Raw genomic sequence first — 17156 nt, 5'->3', positions numbered from 1 at the left:
AAGCTATTTACTACTTTTCTCACTTTAAAATCAATATTAATATAATTTTTTTAATACTTCTTCATTAATTTCGTAAGTATGCTTTTTTTCTGGGAAACTTCCATCTTTAACTTCCTTTACATATGATTTTATTGCTTCTGTCATAATTGAACCTATATTAGCATATTGTTTTACAAATTTAGGGACAAAATCATTGAACATACCAAGCATGTCCTGATAAACAAGTATCTGACCATCACATTCTTTTCCTGCACCAATTCCTATTGTAGGAACATTTACAGTTTTTGTAATGATTTTAGCAACTACCTCTGGAATACCTTCAAGTGTAATTGCAAACACTCCTGCTTCTTCTAAAGCTTTAGCATCATCTATTAATTTTTTTGCAGCTTCTTCGCTTTTACCTTGAACTCTAAATCCTCCAAATGCATTTATAGACTGAGGAGTTAATCCTAAATGTCCCATTACTGGAATCTGAGCATTTACAATAGCTTTAATCTGTTTTGTAATGTTAGAGCCGCCTTCAAGTTTAACGGCATTTGCTCCTCCTTCTTTCATGATTCTTCCAGCATTCATAACAGCCTGTTTTTCTGATATATGATATGACATAAATGGCATGTCGCCTACTATAAGAGCGTTTTTAGCACCTTTTTTAACAGCTTTAGTATGATAGATTATATCATCTACTGTTACGCCTAATGTATTTTCATCGCCTTTAACTACCATTCCTAATGAATCACCAATTAAGATTCCATTTACGCCACTTTCATCTATAATTTTTGCCATTGAATAATCGTAGGCTGTAAGCATAGATAATTTATCTCCATTTTCTTTAGCCTTTTGAAATGTTAAAACTGTATTTTTCACTATTCTTCTCCCCCTAATAATTTAAATAAGTCCTTATATTTTTCTGATATATTAAGTGCATTTTCCTTTTTTAAGTTCTTATCTCTACTAATATCCATACCTTCAAAAGAACAAGTTTCTTCCATTTTAATATTAGAATCACGCTTTTCTACAAGCTTTAATAAATTAAGTGATAATAAATTATATAAACATTTATCCTCATTATTTAAAACTTCAATATGTTTTTTTACTGTCTCAATATCTCCTCTTGCAACTGGACCTGTAAGTGAGTTTACAAAGCCATTTTTATGAATGCTTTCTATATTTCCTTCTATTAATGGAAAAAGTGCATCTAATGCATCATTTTCATTAAGACCAAGACTTTCTAGATATCTTGCAGAAATATCAAGAAGAGAAAGAACGAGATTTGATGCAAAAACATTAGATAAATGATATTTTGCACTATCTTCTATTTTTCTTATAAAATACTTGTTTTTAATAGTTTTTAAAAGATTAATAATAGGCAAAGTATCAGTATTTTTAGTCTCTAAATCTCCTTCAATGGAAAAATAAATTTGTTCTAATTTTTTTATTGGTATATTTTTATTGGAAAATGCAAACATGGGATGTATAGAATAGACTAATGCCCCAGATAATTTAGAATTAGATAAAACAGTTGATTTTAATGAGCCACTTGTATGGCATATAGATTTGTTTTTTAAATCAAACTTGCAAATTTCTCTATCTATAATTGAAATGATATCGTCAGGTGTTGTTATAAATAATATTTCACTATCGTTAATAATTTCTTTGTAATTATTATATACTTTTGAATTTGTTATCTTTGAAGCTTTTCTGGAACTATTTATATTTTTTCCATAAAAGCCATTTATCTTTATCCCTTTATGAGTAAAGTAGCGTCCTAAATTAACGCCTACCTTCCCAGGACCAATAAACCCGATTTTTATAAAGTATCACCTCCATTTAAAGTGATACAACATCCTAATTTCAATCTCATTCACATAGATATGAGTTGCTTATACATTCTAATAAAAAAATGTCTGGTATAGTTCTATAAGATACTATCCAAAAATATTTTAACATTGTATATTCTTTTTTACAACAATTTTTTACAGTTAATTCTTATTAGATATTAAATATTTATAAAATAATCCTTTTTTTATGTCATTTTAGATAATATAGTAAAAAAATAAAACTAGAGTCATAAAATAAACTCTAGCTTTATTTTTATCCATTAAATTTAGAAATTAAATTATATAAAAATACTCAAAATCACTCTATAAGCTTTGTCCATTTATCTTCATCAAACCCTGCTGCTGCTTTTGGTCCACTTCTTACAATAGGTGTTTTTAAAAGAAGCTGATTTTTAAATACAATTTCCATTTTAGTTTCAGCACTTCTTATTTTATCGAGATTGCTTTTTTTATAATCTTTAGCTTTATCATTTATAAGGTCATTTATTCCACATGATTTAACAACACTTAAAAATTCTCCCTTGCTCATCTCTTTTTCTTTTAAATCGATAAACTGAAATTTAACTCTTCTTTCTTTAAAAAATCTCTGTGCTTTTTTAGTATCAAAGCATTTTTTTGTTCCAAAAATCTGAATGCTCATATTTCCTCCGACTTATGCAAAATAAAATTTATAATATTTTCATATATTAATTATAACATATTCATTTTTTTAATTAAATTTTATTCATATTTTATTTCATAAAATAGATTTCCAAGTTTTTCTTTTAATTTTTCACATTCATCTTCTTTAAGATACTGCGTCTCAATCCAGATACCTTTCTGATTAAAACGTAAGTAACATCTTATATTCTTAAAATAATTCATTACTTTATTTATCTCAACTCCATCATATCCTTCATAGGAAGATTTTAAATAATTTGTTACAACAAAACAGCGTTTCTTTTCTGCTTTCGAATTTGTAATTCCATTTAGTATTGCATCTGATATTTTTTTAGATCCTGCATTTTTATAAATATCAACATCATCGCTATCTAGAAAACATATTTCTATAAGCATTGATTTTGACTTTGTTCTCCTAATCATAGCAAGATGTGAACCATCCTTTATACCCCTATTTTTAAAACCTAATGAAATTAAATTATCTAATACATTTTTGGCTTCTAAAAATTCATTTCCGTTGTAAGTATATATTTCAGTTCCACGTCCTCCTCCAATATTTGCATGAATTGAAATACACATATCAACATTATAGTAATTGGCTTTATTATATCTCATCATAAGACTATCTGGAACATTCTTTGCGCGATCCGGTCGAAGCTCTACCACAGTATGTCCTGCCTGCTTTAAATTCTTTATTAAAATTTTTCCTATTTCATCTATTATATTTTCCTCTGGAATTCTACCTACAGCACCTCTGTCCCCATCAACTCCATGCCCTAAATCTATTCCAAATTTCATTTTATTTCCCCCTTTATCTAAAAGATTCCGCTATAGTTTATAATATAGCTAAAATAAACTCATTTCCTTTATAAAAACAGTTATAAAGAGAAATACTCTACTTATACATATCACTATCTCTATTCATTCATATAGATTATATGTTTAAGTACAACTTTTTAGAATAAAATTTTATTATTTGCACATCCTATTTTTGAGGTGATATTTATGTTAAATTTAAATCAAAAAGAATCTATGTTTTTACAAGATGAAAAAAAGCATGAAGAATTATGTGTAAAAAAATACGACTCATATTCTCAAAAAGCTTGTGATCCCAAATTAAAAAGTTTATTTACAACTCTTAAGAGTAATGAAGAAAATCACTTAAACACAATAAATCAAATGTTAAGTGGAACTGTTCCAAGTGTATCATCTGGATCTTCAAGCCAAAATTCTAGCAGTTCTATGCAAAGTCAGGCTAATCAAAGTAATCAACAAGCTAGCCAGACTAACCAAGCTCAATCTCAAGCAAATTCTATGCAGAGTATGCAATCTCAAAGCTCAAGTTCAAATGCATATTCTTCAGGAAATACTGCTTCTTCACAAGATATTGACAAAACTTTATGTAATGATGCTCTTTCAACTGAAAAGTACGTTTCTTCAACATACAATACAGCGATCTTTGAATTTAGAGATCCTAACGCAAGACAGGTACTTAACCACATTCAAAAAGAAGAGCAGGAACATGGTGAACAAATTTACAATTATATGAGTGCAAATGGATTATATAGCTAATTAATTAAAAAAGAGACGTTACACTAAATAAATGCTTAGTGTAACATCTCCTTTTTTTATTATTATAATTGAAAAATAATTATAAATGTTGTTCCTTTTCCTATTTCACTTCTTACAGATATTCTACCATTTAATTTTTCAATAATACTTTTAGATAGTGAAAGTCCTATTCCTATACTAGTAGGATTTGTACTATCTTCACCTTTATAAAATCTTTTAAATATGTTTTTTTGTGTGTCTATGCTCATTCCTTTTCCATTATCTTTTATAAATATCTTTACAAAAATTGGGCCTTTTGAAACAATTATTTCAACTTTGCCGCCTTCTTTTGTATGTTCTATTGCATTTTTTATAAGATTTGATATAGCCTCTGCAAGCCATCCTTTATCATGATATAAAAGACAATTTTCATCACATTTTACATCTATTTTTATATTTTTACTATCAGCCATATTTTTAAGTGCTGCTACAGAAATATCTATAGTCTCTTTTAATTGCTCCTTCTCTATATTAAACTGTATAGCATTAGCTTCAAGCCTTCCAACTTTTAAAAGATTCATTATAAGCCACTGCATTCTATTTAACTGCTCATCACATTCAGATAGAAATTTTTTTCTATCTTCTTCTTCTATATTTTTATTATTTCTTAAAATATCTATAAACATTATAAGTGCAGATAGAGGTGTTTTAAGCTGATGAGATATATCTGCTAGAAAATCTTTCAAATTAATTTTTTCATTTTTTAAACTTGATATTGAATTATTTACTCTATCTGCTACAAGATTTACAGATGATAAAAGAAACGATATGTCACCTTCATCGTATTCATTTTGAAGTTTCACTATCTTTCCATTTGCTATTTGTGAAATGCTTTCAGAAACCTTATTTATATTCTTATAAATTTTTACAAACTCATACATATTTATAATATAAAGTATCAAAATAATAAAAAGAAATACTGGAATAAATAAGATTAAAACCATTTTCTGTATTTGAAATTTTAAAGGATCTGCTGCATTTGAAATGTTTAAATCATATCCATACGATTTAAGTATATCCTTACTCTTTTGTATATTATCCTCATCTATATCATTGTTATTTATAAAATTTTCAACTATTTTCTTATAATCTATATTTTCATCTATAATTTCAGAAAAAATAATTGTATTCTGTTTTATTAATATCTTTGAAAATTCCTTTGATATTACTGATGAAAATAATATAATTATTGAAATTCCAATAATAGATATTATAATATATTTTTTAGTAAGTCTTTTCATTTCATTATTTTTTAATGTTTGAAAAATATATGTCATTTATCATCACCAATCCATTTATATCCTATCCCACGTACAGTCTCTATATATCTATTATCTGGGTTTTCCTTAAGTTTTATTCTAAGTCTTCTTATATAAACATTTAACGTATTTGTCTCTATAAAATTTTCTTCATAATCCCACAATTTTTCAAGTATTTTATCTCTCGTAAGAACTATTGACTGATTTTTTATAAGAAGCATTAAAAGCTTATATTCAATTGATGTAAGTTCTATTTTTTGGCTATTTTTATAGACTTCAAATTTCATTGGATATATAGTAAAATCTCTTGATTCAATTTTTTTAGAATCCATTTCATTACTTTTACCTTTTCTTCTTATAACAGCATTAATCCTTGCAATTAGCTCTTTTATCCTTATAGGTTTTGTAAGATAATCATCAGCTCCCATATCAAGTCCCATAACTACATTAAATTCTTCATCACATGCTGTTAAAAATATTATAGGTGTATCATCTTTCTTTCTTATTTTTTTGCATATATCATATCCATTTCCATCTTGAAGCATTACATCTAAAAGTATTATATTATATTTTCTTTCTGCATAAAGCTTCTCTGCAGATTTTACAGAAGAAGCTTTATACACATTAAAACCTTCACTTTTTAAAGAATACTCAATGCCCATAGAAAGTGCAGCATCATCTTCAACAAGTAGTACATCCATATTTTTATTCCTCCAATGATAAATTGTAATATAACCATATTATCATACATTATAGAATAAATTCTATGTTTCCTTAATTTTCATCTCTTATTCCTTGAACAATTGTTATTTTTTTAAGTTTTCTAAGTGAAATAGCTGTTGATATATATGTTATAACTACTGCAGATACAATTGAAATAGTAAAAGCTATAAAGTTAAAATGATAATTAATTGCCGCAATTCCTCCTCCAAGGTTTATAAGTAACAATAAGAGTAATGCTGAAGATATTCCACCAAGTATTGCTGAAATAACTCCATAAAAATTTCCTTCAAACATAATTGATTTTCTAAGCTGTTTTTCTGTCATTCCAACAGCCTTTAAGACTGAGAACTCTCTTTTCCTTGTTATTATACCTGTAGAGATCGTATTAAAAATATTAATAATTGATATAATTGTAACTATTATTATGAAACAGTAAACAAAGAATTCTACTTGATTGAATATAGTTTGTGTATCCTTTATAACATTTGTAAAGTCTTCATAAAAATATCCTTTAGAATCTTTAATTTCATCAAAATATTTGAAGCATTCTTCTCTAGCTTCTTCAGCACCATCAAATTTAAATGCAAGTTTGTTTATTTGAACTTTAGAATTTACTTTTTCATACCCTTGCTTTGTATAAATAAGTTCAATTTGACCATTCATCATTGTTCCTGTTAATGGTGAGTAATTTATAATTCCTACTACTTCTGAATTATAAACATTGTTAGATACTATATCATTTTTTATCTTATCTTTGTCATTAACATTTGTTTTTGGAAGAGTTATTACATCAGATACATTAAATGTTGTCTGTCTTCTTATATATTTTTTTCCTGAACTACTATCCTTTTTAGGATATCCATCAACAAGTATTACTCCTCCATCATTAAGCTTTTCAATATCTTTATTACTTAAATTTATATATTTTTTTAAAATATCTATTTCTTTTTCACTATCATAAACTGAAATGTTTGTTCTAAGAACTCCATATCCAATATCTTCATACTCGTTTATTTGATTATTATTATTATCACTAACAAATTTATTTTCAATTGGTTCATTCAAATAATTAGAATATATACTATAAACTGTTCTTATAAAAGGCTGACTCTTTATTTCTGCTATTTCATCATCAGTAAAAGATTCCGGATAATTCCATTTTTGAGCACATGAATCAAATTGAACATTCATATACTGCTGTGATATAGTCTGCTTTGAAAAATCAATAAATCCATAGAAAACATTAAAAAGTATAATAGATACAGTAAGTGCAAGTATCGTAACTATAAATCTAAAAGGAGTTCTTCTTATATTTTTGTATGCAATGCTTCCTTCAACTCCAAATAAGGAATTTATTATTCTATTTTTTCTATGCTTTATTTTACCAATCTTAATTTCACCTACATTTTTTATAGCTTCAATAATAGATACTCTATTTGCTTTTATTATTGGCATAAGAAGTGAAATATATATTGTAATAAATATTAAAAATGCATCAAAAACAATAACTATAGGATAAAATCCAACTTTAAAATCATCAAAGATAAACATAAATTTTTCACTAGCAATAATACTCATACCAATTTTTAAAGCTAAGAATCCTATAATATACCCAAGAGGAATTGCAATGATTCCCATTATAAATCCTTCTTTTAAAATTAAGTTCTTTATCTGCCTTTTTGTTGCTCCAATAGCTTTTAATACTCCAAAATATCTCATTCTTTCAAGTACTGAAATATTAAATGAATTATAGATTACAGTAATTGTACAAACCATTATTATTATTATGAAGAAAGCAGCAACTTTTTTCATACTAGCTGTAATATCATCTGAGCCTCCATTTCCTGTTAAATATAAAAGCTCACTATTATCTGTCTTTGTTCCTTCAGTTATTTCTATTTTAGAATCTTCAATTACATTTTTTATGATATCCTGCTTATTTTTTTTGCTCTTTAAATTGACATATACTTTATACGAAGAATCTTCAGGTAAATTATCATAATCTAAAAAACCATATAGAGTTATATTTTCATTAGCAGAAACTTTATCAAATTCAGTTAAACCGCTTATAGAATATGCTAAAATATTTCCATCATTATCTTTGAGTTTTATCTCATCTCCTACATCAACTGACATTTTATCTGCGGTGACTTTATCAAGTACAACTTCATTTTCCTTTGACGGATATTTTCCAGATATTATTTTATTTCTATAAATGTTATTGTAATATTCTCCACCACTTTTTGTTAAATTTGTTTTTTTATTTTCTGAACCCAAAAATAAATTTTCAGTTTTTCCTTGAATAGATACATCCTTAATCTCTACATTATTTTTTACGTTTATTGCATTTGTTTTTGTAATACTATTTAATGAAAATTCCCAATTCTTAATTGATCTTTCATAAGAAATCATTGAATCTACAAAACTCAAAGCGAAAGTAAATACTGCTGAGATAAGTATTGAAGCCATTGTTATGCCTAGTATTGTAAGAATACTTTTCTTTTTATTTTCTTTTAAATATCTTATAGATAATGTACTATAACTTTTCATATCTATCCCCCTTACATTACTTTTCCATCTTTAATTTTTATAACTCTATCTGCATCTTCTGCAATTGAAAGATCATGTGTTATTATAACTATTGTCTGATTATATTTTTTAGATGAAACCTTAAGCATTTCAACTATCTCTCTAGAAGTTTCACTATCAAGATTTCCTGTAGGCTCATCAGCAAGTACTATTGCAGGTTTATTTATAAGTGCACGTGCAATTGCAGTTCTTTGCATCTGTCCTCCTGAAAGCTCTGACGGAAGATGATTAAGCCTATCATCTATTTTTAAAGTTTTAACTATATCATTAAAATAATCTTTATCTACTTTTTTTCTATCTAAAAGAGCTGGAAGCTTTATATTCTCTTCTACAGATAAAACTGGTATAAGATTAAATGACTGAAAAATGAATCCTATCTTTCTTCTTCTGAATATTGCAAGTTTTGTATCATTTAGACCATAGATATCTACTCCATCAATAATTACTTTTCCAGATGTAGGCTTATCAACTCCTCCAATCTGATGAAGAAGTGTACTTTTTCCTGATCCACTTTCACCTATAATTGCTAAAAATTCTCCTTTATTTACCTCAATATTTATATTATCAATTGCTACAACTTTATTTTCTTTTTTACCATATATTTTACATAAATTTTCTGTTTTAATTATATTCATATTTCATCTCTCCTTTTTTGATTTCATCTTAAGTATAAAGTAATAATGTTTCTAGTTTATTAAATTAATCATTACAAAATTGTAATAATTGATTCATTAAACTATATTATGTCCAAAATACCTTACAGTAAGCTTAAAATCAATAAAAAAGACCTGCTATTTTATAAAAAGCACGTCTTTTTTATATTATTTATTAAATTTTGAAATATAAATTAGTATAATTTTATTCTTCTTTAAATCTATTATACTGATTTTCAAGTTCATCAATATCTGTTTCAATAAATTTATTAAAACTATCCTCATCTATTATAAAATTAAAAGTGGGAGATTCTATTGTATTTAAATATTTCATTAATATAGCTGGAATCTCTTCTTCTTTAATATTATATACATCTCTCATTGCATCAAAAAATGTTCCACCAGTAAAATTTTTCTCTCTTAGCTGGATAGTATTTTTGACAACGAAAAGTTTATCTCCATTCATAATTTCAAGCTGTTCTTTAATTGAACAGTATCCTTTTTCAAGCATATCAAGATATTCATATATTATACTTTCAGTTGAATTAGAAACACTCTTTCTTCCCATAATATTTTTTAGTACATCATATGCTTGCTCTTCTGAAAGACAAAAAGCGGTTTCTAAAATATCTGTGACTCTAAAAAACTGCTTTCCTTTTATATTTTTTCTAGCTAAATTTTCAATTTGTTCTAAACCTAGTTCCTCATTTTCTGTTAGCATTACAATCCCTCACTTTTATATATTGTATATAAATAATAACTCTATAACCCATTATTAATTATAGTAATTATTTTATCTACATCTATATTTTTCTCAAATACATCTGCAAGTTTCTCATACTGTCTATCTTTAAATTCATCGTAAGCTTCATTCTTTTTAGTCATATATGAATCCAAATTTATTTTTAATACGTTTTCTAAAAAGTAATCTAAAAATTCATCTGAATCAAATACTCCATGGAGATACGTTCCAAATACATTATGTTCTTTGTTGCATATTCCAAGAATACTCCCATTTTCTGATTTCATAAAAATCTCTGAATTTTTACCAATTTTGCTTATTCCATTATGAATCTCATATCCAGAAACATTTATTGAATCAAACGCTGTACAATTTGCTCTTCTTGTAACTTTTTCTTCGCTGAATCTTGTTTTGAAATTAAGAAGAGAAAATCCAGTTTCTTCTCTTATATCACTTTCTATTGAAAGGCTATCAACAATAATATTTCCAAGCATCTGGTATCCTCCACATATTCCTAAAATAACTGTACCATTTTGATGCTTTTCTATTATTTTTTCAAATAAACCTTTCTTTTTAAGGAACCTTAAATCTTTAATCGTATTTTTAGTTCCTGGTATAATTATAAGGTCAGGGTTTCCTATATCTTCACTCTTATCAACATATCGTACATTTATAAACTCATATCTTGAAAAAGTATTAAAATCAGTAAAATTTGACATTGATTTTAATTTTATAACTACAATATCAATGAGTGATTTTTTATCATTATTATTAACTAATTTTTCTGTAACTGCATCCTCATCATCTATATTAAGTTCTTCATATGGCATTACACCAAGCACTGGGATTTTTATGATATCTTCAAGCTGTGTTACTGCTTTTTCAAATCTTTTTTTATCCCCTCTAAACTTATTTATAATGACTCCTTTTACCATTTTCCTCTCATCTTCTCTAATGAGGGAAAGCGTTCCATAAATAGATGCAAATACTCCACCTCTATCTATATCTGATACTAATATAATTGGTGATTTAGACATTTTAGCCATTTCAATATTGGCTATATCTGTCTCCCTTAGATTAATTTCGGCACAACTTCCTGAACCTTCTAGTACAATTATATCATAATTTTTTCTTATTTTGTTATATACTTTTTTTATTCTAATTTTTAATTTATCATTTATTTCTGTATATTCATAAGGATTTATTGTTTTTACAACTTTTCCTTCAACTATAACTTGAGTTTTTCCTGAAGCTGGCTTTAAAAGTACAGGATTCATTAATACGCTTGGTTCTATTTTAGCTGCCTCTGCCTGAACTTTTTGTGCCACTCCAATCTCAAGTCCATCATAGGTTACATATGAATTTAGTGAGATATTGAGAGCTTTAAATGGTGCAACAGAAAATCCTTTATTTTTTAATATTCTTAATAATGCTGCAGCCATCATGCTCTTACCAACACTAGATGCTGTTCCTAAAAACATAATACTCGACTTATTCATTAATCCACCTCATAAAATTTACTCGATCTTTAAATAGGCATATTGTCTATCTTTTTCTTTTGCTACAACTTTAAAATCAATTTTATTTTTAAATAACGGTCCATCATAAACAAATGTATGATATTCTCCATTTTCACCACACACATCTATATCTAAATCTTTAAACTTCGAAACTAATTTAAAATCAAGTTCTTCATTTAAATAATCAGAACTTAAATAATCTAAATTAACCTTTTTTATTACTGCCTTAAATCCGCTTTTTATAAATTCATTCGTAACTTCTTCACGCTTTCTATTCCAAAGTGGAAATTCTGCATCCATAGAAGCATGTAAAGCTCTATCTTCTCCCCATACTTTATGAGAATCTATATCTATATCTCCAAAAATGCATGTAGATGCGCCAAATTTTTTTGCTTTTCTAAGACCCTCTTCAAATTTTTCTTCATAATTTTCGCCATCATTTACAATAACGTTTATAATTCTAATTCCGAGAGATTTAGACACCTTATCCAAAATCTTCATAGGTATTCTATGAAAATTCGAATGATTTTGACAATCAGAAGTTACTAAAAGTGCAGAAATATTATATCCTTTATTTATTGCTTTATATAAACACAGCATACTGTCTTTTCCACCACTAAACGAAACCACTGCATTATTTAATAGATTAATATTATCAATAAGAATTTTATTATCACTATGAGATTTTACAGCAATTCTAAAAAATCCTGAGCTAAGCCCTTTGAAATTTGAGCAATCTCTTATTAAAATGTTTTTTAAAATAAGTTTTTCTTTAAGATTTTTTGAAGCTTTAAATAAAATAAAATTTGTATCTGTCTTAAAAACTTTAATATTTTTTATTTTTGAAAGTTCAAATTCTAAATACTCTTTTTCATTTTGTATATACTCCTTGGTATTTTTTATGTACTGCCTATCTTTGAGCGCATACCTTGTATATATGTCAGAAAAAGCGTTTATATTCCATGATGGCATATATAAAGATACTTTTTCAAAAATATCTTTATTAAATACTAATGCATAACCTGATCTTATCCCTGGAGATGCAAAAAACTTAGTAAGTGATTTTAAAATAATTAAATTGCTATATTCTTTTAAATACTTCGATGATGATTTTTGATGCGTAAAGTCTATAAACGACTCATCAATAACAAGTATCGAACCTGTTTTTAAAGATTTATCCATTATTTTTTTTAATAAATCTTCTGAAACAAGCTTTCCTGTAGGATTATTAGGATTACATAAAAAGATAATATCAATATCATTTTTTATGTAATCAAGAAAATCGTCACACAATATAAAATCATTTTCTTCTTTTAATATATAATAATCTATCTCTGATTTTTGAAGTCTGAGAGATTCTTCATATTCAGAAAATGATGGTTCTATAATAAGTGCTTTCTTTGGTTTTAATGCTTCTGATATCTTATAGATAATCTCTGAAGCACCATTTCCAAGTATTATATTGAAAGAATCTATTTCTAAATTTTCTCTTTCATATTCTTTTATCGCATTTTTCATATCGTAATATGATATATCTGGATATTTTTCAATAAGATTCATATTTTCTTTAAGCTTTTCTATAGAATTTTTACTTGGGCCTAAAGGATTAATATTAGCTGAAAAATCTATAATCTTTCCTTTTAAATTAAGTTTTCTTTTTACAATCTGAGCATCTGCTCCATGTCCTCTACTTTCCATCTTTCACATCCTTTCTTATAAAACACTATAATAAGAAATTAAAAAAACACTTAAACTAAGCGATATTGAAACAATAAATCCAATAAAAGATACTGTATAAAGTATCTTTACAGCCCTTTTTACATCTGAAATTTCTATCGTTTTTAGCTCTGTACCTAAAAATGGCTTTTCTACGAGCTTTCCAAAATAATAATTAGGTCCACCAAGTCGAACTTCTAAAGCTCCAGCAACAGCAGATTCAGACTGTGCACTATTAGGGCTTAAATGTTTTTTTCTGTCTCTTTTAAAAATTTTAAAACTGTTAATATAATTATAATTTAATATAAGAGAACTTACAATAACGAAAAAGCCTGTAAGTCTTGAAGGAATAAAATTAAATATATCATCTATCTTAGCCGCAAAATACCCAAATTCAATATATTTTTCATTTTTATAGCCAAACATTGAATCCATTGTATTTACAGCTTTATATAAAACTCCACCTACTGCGCCAAAAATGCCTATAAATAAAAGAGGTGCAATAACTCCATCTGAAATATTTTCAGCTATTGTTTCTATTACAGCTCTTATAATTCCTTTTTCATCAAGATTTTTAGTATCACGTCCAACTATGTATGAAAGTCTTTTTCGCGACTCATTAATGTCTCCTTTTTCAAGACTTTCTATTACTTTTCTGCCTTCTTTATGTAATGCTCTGCATGAAATGCAAAAATAAATTATAACTCCTTCAATTATAATTCCAAACACAAAATTTATCATAAATGCAATTTTTACAATACTTAATGAAAGTAAAACTGAAACTAATGATACTAAAATCCATGTGATAAGCCCTGCAAACTTTAATGAATTTTTAAATAGTTTTCTTGTAATTTTTTCAAATATACTGCACAGTTTCCCTATAAATCTTACAGGATGAAACGGGTTATCAGGATCACCTATAATAATATCTAGTATAAATCCTATAATAATCGAAAATATATGCAATCTAAGTTCATCCTTTCTTATCTGAAATTAAGTCTGCCTTAATTATTTTATTTTTTAATACATCTGCTTTTATTATATAACCTTCTCCATTTTCAGGCTGCCAGTTATAAAATTTCTTTTTATTATCATATAGAAGTTCAAGAATCATGCCTATAGAGCCTCCATGAAGAACACCTGCCATAGTGCATATTTTTTCTTTACATGCTTTCTCTAAAAGAATATTAAATCCTTTTTTTATTCTTTCTTTAAATTCTCTTCTGCTCTCACCTTCAGGACACTTTATATCATCAGTTTCATCATAAAGCCATTTTATAAAATGTTTATCCTTTTCCATATCATAATAAGATTTAAGCTCATACAAACCAAAATTATATTCTTTAAGAAGTGGATTTTTTTCGTGAAGTATATTTCCAAAATATATTTTAAATGTATCTTCAGTTCGTTTAAGTCCACTTGTAAAATAATAATCATATTTTTTATTAAAATAATGCTTTTTCTTTAAAAGCTCTTCTTCTCCAATTTTACTTATAGATACATCACTTTTTCCACAATAAAGACTTTTTTCATTGCAATAAGTCTTTCCATGACGTATAAGAGTTATCGAAACATTATGCTTTAAAACCTCTTCAAGCCCAAAAAATACTCTAATAACTATATTTGATTTTTTAGATAAATATTGAAGAACTTTACCTAAAATCTCTCTATAAAGGCGTTCTTTCGCTTTTATAGGAACTACTCCTGAATTAGTTTCATCAGAAATTATTATCTTGTCTTTAAGCTTTTCTATATTATGTAAAACTAAATCTAATGCATCAATATCTTTTTTTATACACTCTCTTATAAAAATATGGAATCCATTAATTACCTTCTCATTTGAAATTAATGAAAATATTTTTTCATCTTTGCAATTTAAAATATCTTTATCTGAAACATTAAAATTTTCTTTTACATATTCTTTTTTTCCATTATATGCTCCACCAAAAATTAATATCATCTAAGTACCACCTTATAATAATGCAAAAGTTAAAAGACCTACTGTCTCTGCTATAACAAGTGAAAATCCTGCAACATCTCCTGAAACTCCACCAAAATTGCTTATACATCTTCTTACAGAAACAGAACAAAAATAGTACATAAAAAGTGTTATTACTATTGATTTATATCCTATAAAAAATGCCATAAACATTACAGAAAATGAAATATAAGAAAGCATTATAAGAAGTTCATTTATTCCTGTCTCTTTTTTAAAATATGCACCAAGTGAGCTTTCTTTTATAGTCTTTTCACGCATTAGATAAAATGCAGCAAGACTTCTGCTTATAACAGGAATAAATAAAAATGCATAAAATGGACTTCCAATTCCAAATAATTTTCCTATATTTAAAAAACTATAATAAACTGTATTATATTTTAAAAATATAGAATAAAGCGCTCCAAAATTTACAAAAAATAATATAATTAATGCAATACAGCCAAACGCACCTATCATTGAATCTTTTAGTATCTTAAGCTTTTCTTCTTTTTCTCTTCTTGATAATATCGCATCACATACATCAGTGAAGCCATCTAAATGTATGAAACCTGTTATTATAAATGGAAAAACCATCATAATTACACTTTCAAGAACTTCTGTAGTATTCATTAAATGTATGCCTATATATAGTAATGCCCATAAGAAACCTACAATAAGTCCAACAAGAGGATACAATGTCATAATATATTTATTTCCATCTTCATCCCACTCAACATTTGGTGTTTTTATTATCGTAAACATAGAAATAGCTATTATAAAGCTTCTAAATAATTTTTTCATACTCTCTCTTTCCTTTGTGAATTTTTATATTTGAAAATGAACACTCAATAACAACATCACATACCTTTGAAAGAAATGTATTTACAAGAGCCAATTGACTTTTATAATTTTCAGTAATATCATCATACGCTATGCTGTCAGAATGAATATAATCACTTACAATTATAACATTTTTAAAAGAAAGAATATTCTTTTTTAAGCTTCTTATAACATTTTTTCCAGCATCATTTATTACTCTATTATTATAAAACATATTGTTTGTTAATGCTGATGTAACACTTTCAAATAAAATCGTATCATTTTCTGAAATATTATCTTTTAAAATTTCAAAATCTCTTTGAATTTCTAATGTTTTAAAATTATATTTTTCTCTATTTTTTTTATGATTTTTTATTCTTAACTCATCCTCTTTATCATATGGTTTCATAGTTGCTAAATAAAAAAGATTACCATTTTTGTTTAGTTTATATGATATTTTTTCTGCAATCTCTGATTTTCCACTTTTTGATGAGCCTATTATTAAAACTTTCATTTCTATCTTTCAATTCCTATTCTTGCACTTATTCCATTTTTATATGGATGTTTTATAGCTTTAATCTCTGAAACGTAATCTGCTATTTCTAATATTTCTTCTTTAGGATTTCTTCCTGTCAAAACAACTTCAAGAGACTCAGGCTTATTTTTTAAAAATTCCATAAGATCATTTATATCAATAATATTAAGATTAACAGACGCTATTATCTCATCAAGTATAAGCATATCATACTTTTCATTTTTAGCTTTTAATATAACTTCTTTAAATCTTTTTCTATGTTCATTAACAAGTTCCTTTTTTTCAGAGTCAGTCATAAATTCAAAAAACTTTTTTACAGGTTCTCCAGAATATACACAAAATCCAGGAATTTTTTGAATTGAAATAAGTTCTCCTGTATTATTATCTTTTAAGAATTGAGTCATAAGCACTTTAAATCCTCTACCTGCTGCTCTTACAGCAAGTCCTACTGCTGCTGTTGTCTTTCCTTTTCCGTCTCCTGTATAAACTTCAATAAGTCCTTTTTCCATTAAA

17 protein-coding genes and 1 pseudogene are annotated in these 17156 nt (G+C 26.4%); 1 reads left to right on the top strand and 17 read right to left on the bottom strand.

Going from position 1 to position 17156, the window contains the following annotated elements:
• Positions 1–36: 36 nt before the first annotated feature.
• The 5 genes and pseudogenes from panB to MTX53_RS04840 all read right to left on the bottom strand — a co-directional run bounded on the left by panB (position 37) and on the right by MTX53_RS04840 (position 3296).
• On the bottom strand, positions 37–864 hold the full coding sequence (gene panB / locus MTX53_RS04860) for a 3-methyl-2-oxobutanoate hydroxymethyltransferase (protein ID WP_244835117.1): 828 nt from the start codon (positions 862–864) through the stop codon (positions 37–39).
• Positions 864–1370: a DUF2520 domain-containing protein gene (locus MTX53_RS04855; protein ID WP_244835116.1), complete on the bottom strand. Its 507-nt coding sequence runs from the start codon at positions 1368–1370 to the stop codon at positions 864–866. Before MTX53_RS04855 ends, panB begins: the two co-directional genes overlap by 1 nt.
• A 156-nt stretch (positions 1371–1526) precedes the next feature.
• Positions 1527–1796: pseudogene (locus tag MTX53_RS04850) on the bottom strand (DUF2520 domain-containing protein); the annotation flags it as partial.
• Between the two features lie 340 nt (positions 1797–2136).
• Positions 2137–2478 carry an ArsC/Spx/MgsR family protein gene (locus MTX53_RS04845; RefSeq protein ID WP_244835115.1) on the bottom strand — a complete coding sequence of 114 codons (342 nt, stop codon included), beginning with the start codon at positions 2476–2478 and terminating at the stop codon, positions 2137–2139.
• Between the two features lie 80 nt (positions 2479–2558).
• Positions 2559–3296, bottom strand: a complete 738-nt coding sequence (locus MTX53_RS04840) for an N-acetylmuramoyl-L-alanine amidase (protein ID WP_244835113.1) — start codon at positions 3294–3296, stop codon at positions 2559–2561.
• A 207-nt stretch (positions 3297–3503) separates the two neighbouring features.
• Here MTX53_RS04840 and MTX53_RS04835 point away from each other — a divergent pair, with 207 nt between their 5' ends.
• Complete coding sequence (locus tag MTX53_RS04835) at positions 3504–4070, top strand: spore coat protein (protein ID WP_244835111.1); 567 nt, start codon at positions 3504–3506, stop codon at positions 4068–4070.
• Between the two features lie 62 nt (positions 4071–4132).
• Here MTX53_RS04835 and MTX53_RS04830 read toward each other — a convergent pair whose 3' ends face one another.
• The 12 genes from MTX53_RS04830 to MTX53_RS04775 form a co-directional block, all read right to left on the bottom strand.
• Positions 4133–5386: a HAMP domain-containing sensor histidine kinase gene (locus tag MTX53_RS04830; RefSeq protein WP_244835109.1), complete on the bottom strand. Its 1254-nt coding sequence runs from the start codon at positions 5384–5386 to the stop codon at positions 4133–4135.
• Entirely contained in the window at positions 5383–6069 is a 687-nt protein-coding gene (locus MTX53_RS04825; protein WP_244835107.1) for a response regulator transcription factor, read from the bottom strand. Before MTX53_RS04825 ends, MTX53_RS04830 begins: the two co-directional genes overlap by 4 nt.
• Before the next feature lie 73 nt (positions 6070–6142).
• Positions 6143–8641 carry an ABC transporter permease gene (locus tag MTX53_RS04820; RefSeq protein WP_244835105.1) on the bottom strand — a complete coding sequence of 833 codons (2499 nt, stop codon included), beginning with the start codon at positions 8639–8641 and terminating at the stop codon, positions 6143–6145.
• Positions 8642–8652: 11 nt separating this feature from the next.
• The gene (locus tag MTX53_RS04815) at positions 8653–9315 is read right to left on the bottom strand and encodes an ABC transporter ATP-binding protein (RefSeq protein WP_244835104.1); all 663 of its coding nucleotides are present in this window, start codon (positions 9313–9315) and stop codon (positions 8653–8655) included.
• A 223-nt stretch (positions 9316–9538) separates the two neighbouring features.
• Entirely contained in the window at positions 9539–10054 is a 516-nt protein-coding gene (locus tag MTX53_RS04810) for a hypothetical protein (protein WP_244835103.1), read from the bottom strand.
• A gap of 41 nt (positions 10055–10095) precedes the next feature.
• Entirely contained in the window at positions 10096–11574 is a 1479-nt protein-coding gene (locus tag MTX53_RS04805; protein ID WP_244835102.1) for a cobyric acid synthase, read from the bottom strand.
• An 18-nt stretch (positions 11575–11592) separates the two neighbouring features.
• Complete coding sequence (locus tag MTX53_RS04800) at positions 11593–13293, bottom strand: diphthine--ammonia ligase (protein ID WP_244835101.1); 1701 nt, start codon at positions 13291–13293, stop codon at positions 11593–11595.
• 15 nt (positions 13294–13308) lie between these two features.
• Positions 13309–14271 carry a cobalamin biosynthesis protein gene (locus MTX53_RS04795; RefSeq protein ID WP_244835458.1) on the bottom strand — a complete coding sequence of 321 codons (963 nt, stop codon included), beginning with the start codon at positions 14269–14271 and terminating at the stop codon, positions 13309–13311.
• Between the two features lie 13 nt (positions 14272–14284).
• Positions 14285–15271: a bifunctional adenosylcobinamide kinase/adenosylcobinamide-phosphate guanylyltransferase gene (locus tag MTX53_RS04790; protein WP_244835100.1), complete on the bottom strand. Its 987-nt coding sequence runs from the start codon at positions 15269–15271 to the stop codon at positions 14285–14287.
• Positions 15272–15283: 12 nt separating this feature from the next.
• Positions 15284–16090: an adenosylcobinamide-GDP ribazoletransferase gene (locus MTX53_RS04785; RefSeq protein WP_244835099.1), complete on the bottom strand. Its 807-nt coding sequence runs from the start codon at positions 16088–16090 to the stop codon at positions 15284–15286.
• Positions 16074–16622, bottom strand: coding sequence for a bifunctional adenosylcobinamide kinase/adenosylcobinamide-phosphate guanylyltransferase (locus MTX53_RS04780; protein ID WP_244835098.1), 549 nt, complete (start codon positions 16620–16622; stop codon positions 16074–16076). Before MTX53_RS04780 ends, MTX53_RS04785 begins: the two co-directional genes overlap by 17 nt.
• Before the next feature lie 2 nt (positions 16623–16624).
• Positions 16625–17152, bottom strand: a complete 528-nt coding sequence (locus tag MTX53_RS04775) for a cob(I)yrinic acid a,c-diamide adenosyltransferase (protein ID WP_244835096.1) — start codon at positions 17150–17152, stop codon at positions 16625–16627.
• Positions 17153–17156: the final 4 nt, after the last annotated feature.

This window comes from Clostridium sp. BJN0001 (genome assembly GCF_022869825.1).
Taxonomy (GTDB): domain Bacteria; phylum Bacillota; class Clostridia; order Clostridiales; family Clostridiaceae; genus Clostridium.
The sequence above is the reverse complement of the archived record's forward strand: the minus strand, read 5'-3'. Positions and strand labels throughout refer to the sequence as shown.

Excerpts from the sequence above, each read along its gene's own strand:
- MTX53_RS04785 (WP_244835099.1), bottom strand. The coding sequence starts at position 16,090 with ATGAAAAAATTATTTAGAAGCTTTATAATAGCTATTTCTATGTTTACG.
- MTX53_RS04800 (WP_244835101.1), bottom strand. The coding sequence starts at position 13,293 with ATGGAAAGTAGAGGACATGGAGCAGATGCTCAGATTGTAAAAAGAAAA.
- MTX53_RS04805 (WP_244835102.1), bottom strand. The coding sequence starts at position 11,574 with ATGAATAAGTCGAGTATTATGTTTTTAGGAACAGCATCTAGTGTTGGT.
- MTX53_RS04840 (WP_244835113.1), bottom strand. The coding sequence starts at position 3,296 with ATGAAATTTGGAATAGATTTAGGGCATGGAGTTGATGGGGACAGAGGT.
- MTX53_RS04825 (WP_244835107.1), bottom strand. The coding sequence starts at position 6,069 with ATGGATGTACTACTTGTTGAAGATGATGCTGCACTTTCTATGGGCATT.
- MTX53_RS04810 (WP_244835103.1), bottom strand. The coding sequence starts at position 10,054 with ATGCTAACAGAAAATGAGGAACTAGGTTTAGAACAAATTGAAAATTTA.
- MTX53_RS04820 (WP_244835105.1), bottom strand. The coding sequence starts at position 8,641 with ATGAAAAGTTATAGTACATTATCTATAAGATATTTAAAAGAAAATAAA.
- MTX53_RS04780 (WP_244835098.1), bottom strand. The coding sequence starts at position 16,622 with ATGAAAGTTTTAATAATAGGCTCATCAAAAAGTGGAAAATCAGAGATT.
- MTX53_RS04790 (WP_244835100.1), bottom strand. The coding sequence starts at position 15,271 with ATGATATTAATTTTTGGTGGAGCATATAATGGAAAAAAAGAATATGTA.
- MTX53_RS04835 (WP_244835111.1), top strand. The coding sequence starts at position 3,504 with ATGTTAAATTTAAATCAAAAAGAATCTATGTTTTTACAAGATGAAAAA.
- MTX53_RS04775 (WP_244835096.1), bottom strand. The coding sequence starts at position 17,152 with ATGGAAAAAGGACTTATTGAAGTTTATACAGGAGACGGAAAAGGAAAG.
- MTX53_RS04815 (WP_244835104.1), bottom strand. The coding sequence starts at position 9,315 with ATGAATATAATTAAAACAGAAAATTTATGTAAAATATATGGTAAAAAA.
- MTX53_RS04845 (WP_244835115.1), bottom strand. The coding sequence starts at position 2,478 with ATGAGCATTCAGATTTTTGGAACAAAAAAATGCTTTGATACTAAAAAA.
- MTX53_RS04830 (WP_244835109.1), bottom strand. The coding sequence starts at position 5,386 with ATGACATATATTTTTCAAACATTAAAAAATAATGAAATGAAAAGACTT.